This is a genomic window from Brevibacillus jepli, assembly GCF_047229145.1.
Lineage (GTDB): Bacteria > Bacillota > Bacilli > Brevibacillales > Brevibacillaceae > Brevibacillus.
The window spans coordinates 47934-59807 of record NZ_JBFEFW010000024.1 but is presented as its reverse complement, the minus strand read 5'-3'; the positions used below and the strand labels follow the sequence as shown (position 1 = coordinate 59807).

The following is an 11874-nucleotide window of genomic DNA, read 5'->3' as shown; positions in this document are numbered from 1 at the left end:
GAAGTGGCCATTGATATTGAACGGGGGGAGCGAGTAATGCGTACATACAAAGAGCTGAGCACTTCACAACGGACAATCATGACACCTGGACCTGTCGAGGCCGAGCCTAGCGTTCTTCGCGTAATGGGCTCGCCCATCTTGGGACAATTCGATCCACAATTCACAAGCATCATGAACGAAACGATGGAAATGCTCAGGCAATTGTTTCAGACATCCAATCATTGGGCATTTCCGATAGATGGAACTTCACGGGCTGGTATCGAGGCTGTTTTGTGCAGCATGATTGAGTCGGGGGATCGGGTGCTCGTACCCATTTATGGACGCTTCGGGCACTTGCTCACGGAGATTGCGGAAAGGTACGGCGCAGATGTCATTACGCTGGAAACGCACTGGGGTAGTGTGTTTGACCCGCAGGATGTTATTGCGCAAATCGAGCGAGTTCAGCCAAAAATCGTAGCGATGGTTCACGGCGAAACCTCCACCGGCTGTGTTCAGCCTCTGAAAGAAATCGGGGAAGCATGCCGACGCATGGATGTCCTGTTTGTCGTCGATGCTGTCGCTTCGATCGGCGGGACGGAAGTGAAGGTAGACGATTGGTACATCGACGCTTGTATTGGCGGCACGCAAAAATGCCTGTCAGTTCCGTCTGGGATGGCTCCCATTACTTTTAATTCTCGTGTAGAAGCTCTTTTGCTCCAACGGAAAAAAATCGAGCGTGGACTCGCTGATCCCTCTGCCCCGAAATCTGTACAAACCCGAACGATCCGCAGCAACTATTTTGACTTGAGCCAGCTCATGGATTACTGGGGACCCGCACGGTTGAACCACCATACGGAGGCGACGACGATGCTGTACGCCTTGTACGAAGGAGTGCGTATCGCCCTCACGGAAGGCCTGGAAGCGAGATTCGCCAGACATCGCCTCCATGAACAGGCATTGGTCGCAGGCGTTTTGGCAATGGGATTGCAGCTCTACGGCGATCCCGCTTGCAAGCTTCCTGTCGTCACCTGCATCAATATTCCCGATGGACTGGACGGAGAGTCGGTACGCGCCATGCTGCTCGAAGATTTTCACATAGAGATAGCCAGCTCCTTTGGTCCACTAAAAGGGAAAATCTGGCGCATTGGCACCATGGGCTACAGCTGCCGCAAGAAAAATATTTTGCATGTTCTTGGCGCACTGGAAGCGGTTCTCATCCGTCATGGAGCGCGTGTGCATGCAGGACGGGCCGTTCAAGCCGCTTTAGATATTTACCATGGCTAAAAACAAAGGCCGCCGGGGCAATACATGCCCGAGCGGCTTTTATGTTGTTCACAACTGATTGCGGATTACTGTTCCACTAGTCACATTGGTAAGACGCCCATCAGACACGGTGATATTCCCATTGACCAGCACATGACGAATACCCAGGGACTGCTGCATGGGTGCCTCATATGTTGCCCGATCCATGATCTTGTTCGGGTCAAATACGACGAGATCCGCCCAGTATCCTTCTCGTAAAAATCCTCGATCCCGCAGTCGCAGCAATTGAGCTGGTGCCCCTGTCATTTTTCGCACGGCTTCCCATAGCGGAAACGATTGTTTCTCTCTTGCGTAATGACCTAATACACGAGCAAATGACCCGTAGAGCCTTGGATGGGGCTTTCCTCCAAACACCCCATCTGAACCGACCATTTGCAACGAATGCTTCATTACCCGCTCGACATCCGCCTCGTTTCCCCAGTGGATAATGATAGTCACTTCACCTTCTTCTTCCATTAACAGTTCAAATGCGGCATCTGCCGGGGCGATCCCTTTTTGCTTGGCAATTTCCTGCAAACTCATGCCTTCCAGCTTCCGATTGTTCGCAGAAGCTACAGATGCGATGACAAGATTGTCCCAGCCGTTGTTTCTGACGGGATTGTCGTATTCCCCGTTGTGCTCCATTTCTTCTTTTACTCGCTCGCGAATTTGGGGGTCATGTAGTCGCTCCAGCATTGCGGTGATCCCACCATCATGCATCCATGGGGGTAGTATGGCATGGAGAAAAGTAGACGCTGCTGCATACGGATATTGATCAAACGTAATCTCGATACCGCGAGCGCGCCCCTGCTCCAGCTTCTCCAAGGCAATGTCCAGCTTATCCCGATTTCTGCCACCACAAATTTTAAAATGAGAGACGTGCAGACGAACTCCCGATCTGCGTGCTGCATCGATCACTTCGTCTAATGCCTCCAACGAGTAATTGCTTTCGTTGCGGATATGAACAACAAAGCAGCCATCGTATTTAGCGGCACCCTTGCAGATTCCAACCAATTCTTCTTTGTTCGCATAGACACAAGGCGGGTATTGGATACCGGACGACACACCAACTGCACCCTGCTGCATACCTAGTTCTACCAGCTCCTGCATCGCTGCGATTTCTTTTTGCGTAGCCTCTCTACCAGCGAATCCCATCACCATGGATCGGATATTTCCATGCGGTACCAAATAGGCGATATGGCCAGTCAGCTTCGCCTGTTCAAGGAATGCCAGGTATTCATCAATGCTTTCCCAGGGCCAATCTCCGATGTCACCATTGATTCTTTTCAATTGCTTCATCCAGAGTGGTTTCGTCTCACTCGTCACGGGCGCAACAGAAACCCCATCCTGACCGACAAGCTCTGTCGTAATTCCCTGCAACACCCGGATATGGTGAATATCAGGTCGCGCACACCACAAATCTGAATGAACATGTGCATCAATAAAACCAGGAGCGACCACCATTCCTGTTGCATCGATTTCCGTGGTTCCTCCCGAAGGAATACATCTCGCCATATGGGTGATTCGCCCGTTTTCGATCCCAATGTCTTGCCTCGTCCACGGATTTCCTGTACCATCACAAACCATCCCATTGCGTATGACGATATCAAACGTTTTCAGTACCATGTACACGTCTCCTCACTATTGGACAGAAACATTCCAGAATGGTGCATCCATGAAGTACTGATAGCCTTTCACGTAATTGCGATGTGCCGCCAATCCGTGCAAGTCCCCTATTTTGACAATCGGGAGATCCTCCCAGAACAAGGCTTGTATTTTCTCAAATACGGCCTTCTGCTCTTCAAAGGTAACTGTATGACGAAGCTCATCCAGCAATGCATCCATCTGCGGGTTGTTGTACCAGCCTGGCCACTTGTTTCGAGAGTCTAAATACAGGGTTTGAACCGGGTTTGTGTAGGTTGGAAAGCCAGTGAAAAAGATGTTCCACTTGGTTTCATCTGAACGTTTGCTGACCATCGTAGGCCAGTCGTAAATCTCGAAGTTTACTTTGACCCCGATTTTCTCCAGCTGGTCTTTGACCATGATGGAGCTTTTGTAGATGTATTCGTAATCCTTTGTGGTGATGATGGTCACGGGCTCGCCGTTGTAGCCAGCTTCAGCCAACAGCTTTTTCGCCAATTCAGGATTCTTCTGATTGTATTTTTCTTTACCTGCTTCTGAATGCCACGGCTGCTCGACGAACATCAGGCTGTGATCCAATCGGAAAAAATCCGGGTTCCCGCTGATCCCCATCATGATCATTTCATGGTCGAGTGCAGCATTCACTGCTTGGCGTGCCGTTACATTGGCAAACAAGCCTTTTTTCTTGTTAAAAATCATGCCGACGTATTTTTGTGGCTTCGACACGACCGTCACCAGATTAGGGTCACCTTTTAACTGCTCGTAGTTGTCAAAAGGGAGCTCATCAGCGAAATCGTACTCCCCCGATTGAAGACCTGCCACGCGTGTAGCTGCATCCGGAACGGTGTGGAAGTAAATGTGGTCTACCATGGCTTCCTTTTTCCCGCCCAATCCGCTTGCTGGCTCGGACAATGCTTGATAATCGGCATATTTTTCGAGATGAATGTATTGATCCTGCTTCCACTCTACAAATTTGAACGGTCCTGTCCCAATGTATTCTTTTACGCCTTCTTCCGTAGCTACTTCAATGACTTCCTTCGGCATGATCATTGCGCCCTGTTGAGGAAATGCGAGAGAGGTTAGCAAGGTGCCGGATGGCTTTTCCAATGTGATAATAATTTTGTCCTTGTCCTTGGATGAGATCGTAGCATTCGCAAGGGCTGTTTTTCCATTTGGTGACAGCTCCTTCCAGCGATTGAGCGAAGCAATCACATCCTCTACGCCCAGAGCTTTTCCATTATGAAAGGTGATTCCTTCCCTGAGCATGAAGGTGATCTCTTTCCCGTCTTTACTCACTTCAAAAGACTTCGCCAGCATCGGAATAGGCTTGTAGTCTTTATCCAGCGTGACGAGCGGCTCGAAAATATGCCAACCGACTTGGAGCGCCACTGTCGTGGATGTTTTCACCATATCGAGCGAAGGCGGTGAAACCGATAAAGCAACGCGCAGTTCGTTCTTCTCTTTTTTCTGTTCACTGCTAGACGCAGGAGCGCTTGAAGACGGAGCGGAAGTACACCCCAGTAATGAGAGTGTCACGATGAGAAGAAGTGTCAACATATAACCAATCGGCTTCTTGATCATGGAAAATCCCCCTTCGTTAATCGAATTTTCAGGTAATTTTCAAGCTGATCTCTTCATTTCGAATCACTGTCCCTGCGGTCAAGCCCGTGAAGGACGAGTGATCCACCGCCACCTTCCCATTCACGAGCACATATTTGATCCCGATCGGCTCTAGGAGCGGCTGCTCGTAGGTCGCTTGATCTGCAACCGTTATCGGGTCAAAAATAACAAGATCAGCCCAATACCCTTCGGAGATGAATCCTCGATCCTTGAGTCGAAGCAGCTGTGCAGGCGCTCCAGTCATATGACGAATGGCTTCAGACAACGTGAGTATTTCTTGTTCCCTGACAAACCGCCCCAATATTCGCGGGAAGGTTCCGTACAGCCTCGGATGCGGTTTTCCGCCGAAGATCCCGTCCGAACCGACGATTTGCAATGGATGCTTCAGCGCGTTCGTGATATCTTGCTCTTCCCCCCATGAAATGACCATCGTGACTCCAGCATTTTCTGCAAGCAACAGCTCAAAGACAGCATCCGCAGGTGTTGTCCCCAGCATCTGAGCAATTTCCAGTAGATTCTTCCCCTCCATGACGCGGTTCTTCTCAGTAGTGACAGACGCAATCACGATATTTCCCCAACCGCAGCTCTCTACCCAGTTTTCAAAATCATGGTTGTTCGTAAAGTCATCTTTAATCCGCCTGCGAATCTCTGGGTCTTGCAGCTTGGCGAGTAGCTCCTCTGTACCTCCATTGTGCATCCACGGGGGCAACAGGGCATGTAACACGGTTGATCCTGCTGTGTACGGATATTGGTCAAAGGTGATCTCGATCCCCTCAGCGCGGGCTTGATCCATTTTTTCTAGTGCCTGTTGGAAGTTGTCACGATTGTTTCGGCCAATCACCTTGAAATGAGAAATATGCAGACGTACACCTGAACGGCGTGCAACATCGATCATTTCATCAAGTGCTTCGAGAATGTGATTGCTTTCATTTCGCATATGGACGACGAAGCATCCATCGTATTTGGCTGCACCTTTGCATAACGCGATGAGCTCATCTTTGCATGAAAACAAATTAGGTGGATACACCAGCCCTGACGACAGGCCGACTGCTCCTTGTCGCATTCCTTCTTCTACGAGCTCACGCATTTTTCGCATCTCTTCTGTCGTAGCCCTTCGTCCCTCAAAGCCCATCACCAGCGTTCGCACAGCACCGTGGGGAACCAAATAAGCGACATTTCCGGCCAGCCCAGAGCGGCTTAAAAATTGGAGGTACTCGTCAATCGAATGCCAAGGCCAGTCTCCAATGTCACCATTCAACCCACGGAGTTGTTTTTGCCATAACGGTTTCGTCTGTTCATTGACAGGGGCAACAGAAATGCCGTCTTGCCCGAGCAGCTCTGTTGTTACTCCTTGCAGCACCTTGATTTTGTGAATGTCCGGCTTCGTGCACAACAAATCAGAATGCACGTGCGTGTCAATAAAACCGGGAGAAACAGCCAACCCTTTTGCCTCGATCTCTAGTACGGCTTCGGAGTCGTGAAGCTGTCCCATCTTCACAATCCTTCCGTCCTTAATGCCGATGTCCAACCGGGTCCACGGATTACCAGTTCCGTCGTACACCTCACCATTCCGAATAACGATATCCAGCATTCTTCTTGCTCCTCTCTATTCTTGTAACTATTAAGACACGAGATGACAAGCGACACGATGGCCCGTACCCATTTCCCGCAAAACCGGAACGACTTCCTTACAGGTAGCGATCGCTTGCGGACATCTCGGATGAAACACGCAGCCTGTTGGCAAATGGATAGGGGAGGGAACCTCGCTTGAGAGGACGATTCTCTCCTTCTTTTTCTTTGGATTAGGCTCTGGGACAGCCGACAATAGCGCTCGGGTATAAGGATGCAATGGCTCAGAGAACAAGGCTTCGGTAGGAGCTTCTTCTACTAAATGCCCCAGGTACATCACGCCGACTCGATCAGAAATATGCCGAACGACGCTGAGGTCATGAGCAATGAATAAATAGGTGAGTTGAAAATCTTCTTGCAGCTGTTGCAATAGATTGAGGATTTGCGACTGGATGGAGACATCGAGTGCGGAAACAGGTTCGTCACATACGATGAAGGCAGGTTTTACTGCTAATGCACGCGCAAGCACGATCCGCTGTCTTTGCCCACCTGAAAACTCATGCGGATATCGGTCGTAATGCTCTGGCTGTAGTCCCACTTTACGAAGAAGCTCTAGGACAAGCTGCTTATGCTGCCTTTTCTCTCCCAAATTGAAAATACTCATCGGTTCAGCGATCGCTTTGCCTATTTGCTTGCGGGGATTCAGCGCTGAATACGGGTCTTGAAAAATGATCTGCATTTCTTTTCTGGCGTTTCTGAGTTCTTCCTCCGAGAATTGAGTAATGTCCTGTCCATTGTATTGCACACTGCCTGACGTCGGTTCTAGCAAGCGAAGGATCATGCGGCCCGTTGTGCTTTTTCCGCATCCGGATTCTCCCACCAGCCCGTAGGTTTCCCCTTTGTATATGTTCAAGGAAAGATTGCTGACCGCTTTTACGTACGCTTTCTCTTGAAAGTAGCCTCGCTTGATCGGAAAATGCTTCACTAAGTTGGATACCTGTAAAAGTGGTACCGCTGATTTCTCCTTAGCTGCCAAATGCAACGCCTCCCAACCCGATTCTTTCGTGATGCCAGCATCGAACCTGATGCCCGTCCGCTATTTTAAACAAGTCTGGCGGATGCTGCCTGCACTTTTCATCTGCCAGCGGACATCTGGGTGCAAAACGACACCCTTTTGGAATTTGATGGAGCGACGGAACAATGCCTTCTATCACATGGAGCTTTTTTCCGCGTTTGCCATCAATGGTCGGGATCGATTTCATCAAACCAATCGTATAGGGATGCTTCGGATTCTCAAACAAGGTGTCCACAGACGCTTCTTCTACGATCTGTCCCAAATACATGACCAGGACGCGATCGCACACTTCCGCAACGACGCCAAGATCGTGAGTAATTAGCAGAATTCCCATCTGCAATTGCTTTTGCAGACCCAGCATCAAATCAAGAATTTGCGCTTGAATGGTAACGTCCAATGCGGTCGTCGGTTCATCGGCAATCAACAGCTTGGGCTGGCAGCACAAGCCCATGGCGATCATGACACGCTGCCTCATCCCGCCTGAGAGCTGATGAGGATAGTCGTTCACCCTCTTTTCCGGTGAAGGGATGCCGACTAAGGTAAGCATCTCAATCGTTTTTTCCTGCGCAGCTTTTTTGGACAATTTTTGATGCAGCATGAGCGATTCGGCAATTTGGTTTCCTACGGTATAAACAGGATTGAGCGAGCTCATCGGGTCTTGGAAGATCATCGATATCCGATTGCCGCGAATCTCTTGCAGCTCTTCCATGGATGATTGCAGCAGCTCTTTTTGCTCAAAAAAGATTTCACCTGTAAGCTTCGTTCCACTGTGTTTTCGGAACAGCCGTAGGATTGACAAGGAAGTCACGCTTTTTCCGCATCCCGATTCCCCAACCAGTCCGACCGTCTCACCGGAATCTACCTGAAAGGAAACCCCGTCTACAGCTGTCACCTGACCTAGCTCTGTGGAAAAGGTCGTTCTCAAGTTTTTCACTTCCAGCAATGGCACATGAATCATCCCCTTCCCGCCCTGCAGCGCTTATTTTTTTACTCGATTCGTATGCGGGTCCAATAAATCGCGGAGGCCATCTCCGAGCAGGTTCAGCCCCAGTACGGTTATCATGATAGACAGACCAGGAAAAACCGTCATCCACCATGCTTGCTTCATGATCGTTCTTCCGTCATTTAAAATGTTTCCCCAGCTAGGCTCAGGCGGTGGGGTTCCAGCTCCCAAGAAGCTCAAGGATGCTTCCGTAATAACGGCATACGCAAAAATGAACGTTGCCTGGACAATCAGAGGAGACAGGCAGTTCGGGGCGATATGCAGCCATATGACCCTCCATGACTTCCCCCCCAGTGCATGAATCGCTTCGATATACGTCTGCTCCCTCACTGTGATCGCTACCGATCTGATTGCTCGGGCTACCGTTGGAATATACACCACACTCAGAGCGATAATCACATTGCTCATTTTCGGACCGAGTGCAGCCAGTATGGCAATGGCCAGCAAAATAGCGGGAAATGCCATTAAGCCGTCATTGATCCGCATGAGGAAGTTGTCCAATCGTCGGTAGTACGCTGAATACAGCCCAAATAGTAACCCCACAACGGAAGTAATCACGACTACTGAGAAGCCCACTCCCATCGAAATTCGGCTTCCGTACACCACACGGGTAAAAACATCTCGGCCAAACTCGTCCGTACCGAACCAATGGCTGGTGCTTGGCGGTTTGAGTCGATCCTGCACTTTCATTTCGAGTGGATCATACGAGGTGAGCATAGGAGCAAGGACACAAATGAAGGTGATAAACAAGACGAGAATACTCCCGGAGACAGCCAATCGGTTTGCGAAAAACCGATGCATGGCTACTCTCACGTGATGCCTTGGCGGTGCAACAGGTTGGCTTGTGGCAATCGTTACCGAAGATGTTTCCATTCATCCATCCCCCTTAGCTCTTGTCGTATCGCACACGTGGATCGATATACGCGTAAAGCAAATCAACGATGAGATTGATGAGAACATACGCTGTTGCAATCATGAGCACGGTACCCTGGATGACCTCGTAATCCCGTCTTAAAACAGAATTGACAATGAGCTTGCCGATCCCAGGTATGTTAAAGACCGTTTCAGTCACGACTGCTCCCCCGATCAGCGTTGCAAACGACAGTCCGATTACCGTGAGGATGGGGATGAAGGCGTTGCGCAGCGCATGCTTATAGGTGACAAACCACATCTTCAAGCCTTTTGCTTCTGCCGTTCGAATGTAATTTTCGTTCAACACTTCCAGCATGGAAGATCGCGTCATTCGCGCAATTAAAGCCCCTTGCATAATGCCAAGTGATATCGCGGGCATGATCAAATATTTGAAATGATTCAGGAGTCCACCCGACATCGGCTGATAGCCTGCAGCAGGCAGCCAATTCAGTTGGACCGCGAAAAGCAAGATCAGATTCAATCCGATCCAGAAGCTAGGAAGCGAGATTCCCAGCAATGCTACTGTCATAAACGACTGATCCATCCAAGTGCCTCGACGATTGGCCGCCATGACACCCAAGGGGATCGCAAACAGAATCGCGATGATCTCAGCCATAATCGTTAAGGAAAGGGTTGGCCCTAAATGCTCCCATATCGCTTCTGTCACAGGCTTATCCATAAAGATCGACCAGCCTAGATCCCCTTGCAGCAAGCCCCCTATCCATTCGAAAAAGCGGATGTAGATGGGAAGATTTAAGCCTAGCTGCTCTCGTAATTTTGCTAATTCTTCTTCCGTAGCTTGTGCTCCCAGAATGACAGAAGCAGGGTCACCAGGGGTAAGATGAATGATGATAAAGTCAACAACCGCTACAACCAGAAGGACAGGTAATAATGACACGACACGCTTAAGCAAATAACCTCCCATTTTCATCTTGCCCCCTCACTTGTCATAGATTGAAAACCAATGAACGTGTAGAACGCAGGCATTCATATTTGCAGTTTCAGATCATAGACCTGACGGGGCCTTCCTTTACAGATCGGCTGCTCCTCACCGACGACCATTGCTAGCTGACTCTGCTCTAATTTGCTTAAAATCCGTCTGGCACTTCGCAATGAAACGCCAAATCGACTAGCGAGGTCAGCCGCGGTTATTTGTGAGCTGCCGTAGTTTTGGCAAAAAGAGATCAGCTTGTTGATCGTCCCGACGCTCAAGCCTGATTTTCTTGCGGCATCCAAACGCTCTGGATTGTTGCTCCGCAGGGAGTACGCTAACTGAAATTCTTCCCCTAGTGGTCCGACAACATTGCCGTCGTGCATGGCAATAAAGCAGCTTCCTCCTCCGCCCGATTTCGCTTTGGAGAGAGCTTCCCCGGCTTTGCTTTGTGCCTCGTTTGCCGTTCGGCCCAGCCCTATTCCGATACTGGCAGAAATGTTTAAACGGTTTACGATTCTCTCTAGGAGGGGGAAGCGGGTAAACATGCTTGTTGTCCGCTCGATAACACCCCGAGTCGTAACGAAAATGACTTCATTACGATCCGGCCAGTTCATCAAGGCTTGGATTTCTTCCCCATAATCAATCAAAATTTCCTGAATCGCGATTTTCTTGCGCTGGAGCTCATATTCCGATGAATGCCACTTTTTCACGATGTTCTCGATATTAATGATGCCGATTGCAATTTGCGTATCGTTTAGCTGAAGGTTTTTCCCTTCGATCTGCGCCCGATACAAGCCATCCTGGATCGTAGACTTCGTGGGTGTTACACGATAACAGGGGATTCCCATTCTTCGAAGCTCCCAATAAACGGATGCGACACACGTAAAAATCGCGTCTACCTTTTTCCTTGTCCATAAGTCGTAATGAAACTGAAGAATATCGTCTGCGCTCTGGTCTAGCCGATATTCCATCGTGTACATCCGATCTACTGGGATAGACAGCTCATCCAATCTTTGCTCAACCTCTTGTAAAGACAAAACATCGATACTAAAACGCAAGCGGCTCTCCGTCAATAAAGTCCTGCTCTCTCGCAAAAGCTGAAAGAATACCCGATAGAGACTCGTGCCATTGTAAGGCAGGTAAACCATCGGCTTGGGCCCATCCACATGTTCGCGGGCGATTTGGTATGGAATAGGACCGGCAAATAAAAAAACATCAACCTCTTCCTTACAGGAAAGCACGAGCTGTTTGACATCCTGCACATCTTTGTAGCCGAGGGGGCGCAACGTTAAGGCTGGAAATGTTGCAGCCATACACAAAACCTCATCAAGCAAATCGTAAGGACCTATAACTGCGACTTTTATTTCCATCGCTCCCTACCACTTCCTCTCCGATTTTTTACTGCCAACATAAAATTCATTAAATTTTTTAAAAATTCTTTCTATTATCATACATTCGGCCATTCTTACATGCAATTTCCGTTAATAGTCCTTTTATCCCCTTTTTCTATAAGAAAAAACATCAAGGTCCTTTTGGTTTGAGTCAACATAGTGGAGGAGAAGAAAAAGCACAGTTCTCTTCGACTCTGGCACGCCAGCAGGGGGGATTCACTGGACGTCTCCACTTCAAAAAGGGGACCGTCGAGCCAAAGCCACCCTACGGGCGGAAGTTTCTCGAGGAAGAAGTGTTCGACAAGCGTGGTCCCCTTTTTGAAGTTCCGACTGGGTAGGCCTGTCAAGGTCTACGAGCCCTGTGCTTTTTCTTCTCACCAGCTTTGTATAATAACTTATAAATTCCTACGTACTGAAAAAACGTGCAAAGAACCACTCCGTCTTCCGG

The 11874-nt window shown here is 49.2% G+C and carries 9 protein-coding genes; 1 reads left to right on the top strand and 8 read right to left on the bottom strand.

The window, feature by feature from the left end; genetic code table 11:
* Positions 1-36: 36 nt before the first annotated feature.
* Positions 37-1263 (top strand): (S)-ureidoglycine--glyoxylate transaminase, encoded by a 1227-nt coding sequence (locus tag AB1L17_RS22865; RefSeq protein WP_412846112.1) that lies wholly within the window; start codon positions 37-39, stop codon positions 1261-1263.
* A gap of 48 nt (positions 1264-1311) precedes the next feature.
* On the opposite strand, the gene AB1L17_RS22860 is transcribed toward AB1L17_RS22865, so the two are convergent.
* The 8 genes from AB1L17_RS22860 to AB1L17_RS22825 form a co-directional block, all read right to left on the bottom strand.
* On the bottom strand, positions 1312-2907 hold the full coding sequence (locus AB1L17_RS22860) for an N-acyl-D-amino-acid deacylase family protein (protein ID WP_412846113.1): 1596 nt from the start codon (positions 2905-2907) through the stop codon (positions 1312-1314).
* A 15-nt stretch (positions 2908-2922) separates the two neighbouring features.
* Entirely contained in the window at positions 2923-4503 is a 1581-nt protein-coding gene (locus tag AB1L17_RS22855; RefSeq protein WP_412846114.1) for an ABC transporter substrate-binding protein, read from the bottom strand.
* A gap of 28 nt (positions 4504-4531) precedes the next feature.
* Positions 4532-6133, bottom strand: a complete 1602-nt coding sequence (locus AB1L17_RS22850; RefSeq protein WP_412846115.1) for an N-acyl-D-amino-acid deacylase family protein — start codon at positions 6131-6133, stop codon at positions 4532-4534.
* A gap of 30 nt (positions 6134-6163) precedes the next feature.
* Complete coding sequence (locus AB1L17_RS22845) at positions 6164-7147, bottom strand: ABC transporter ATP-binding protein (protein WP_412846116.1); 984 nt, start codon at positions 7145-7147, stop codon at positions 6164-6166.
* Positions 7137-8144 (bottom strand): ABC transporter ATP-binding protein, encoded by a 1008-nt coding sequence (locus tag AB1L17_RS22840; protein ID WP_412846117.1) that lies wholly within the window; start codon positions 8142-8144, stop codon positions 7137-7139. The genes AB1L17_RS22845 and AB1L17_RS22840 overlap by 11 nt, the downstream gene beginning before the upstream one ends.
* Before the next feature lie 21 nt (positions 8145-8165).
* On the bottom strand, positions 8166-9062 hold the full coding sequence (locus AB1L17_RS22835; protein ID WP_412846118.1) for an ABC transporter permease: 897 nt from the start codon (positions 9060-9062) through the stop codon (positions 8166-8168).
* A 13-nt stretch (positions 9063-9075) separates the two neighbouring features.
* Positions 9076-10026 carry an ABC transporter permease gene (locus tag AB1L17_RS22830; protein ID WP_412846119.1) on the bottom strand — a complete coding sequence of 317 codons (951 nt, stop codon included), beginning with the start codon at positions 10024-10026 and terminating at the stop codon, positions 9076-9078.
* A 62-nt stretch (positions 10027-10088) separates the two neighbouring features.
* Entirely contained in the window at positions 10089-11348 is a 1260-nt protein-coding gene (locus AB1L17_RS22825) for a helix-turn-helix domain-containing protein (protein ID WP_412846120.1), read from the bottom strand.
* Between the last annotated feature and the right edge of the window lie 526 nt (positions 11349-11874).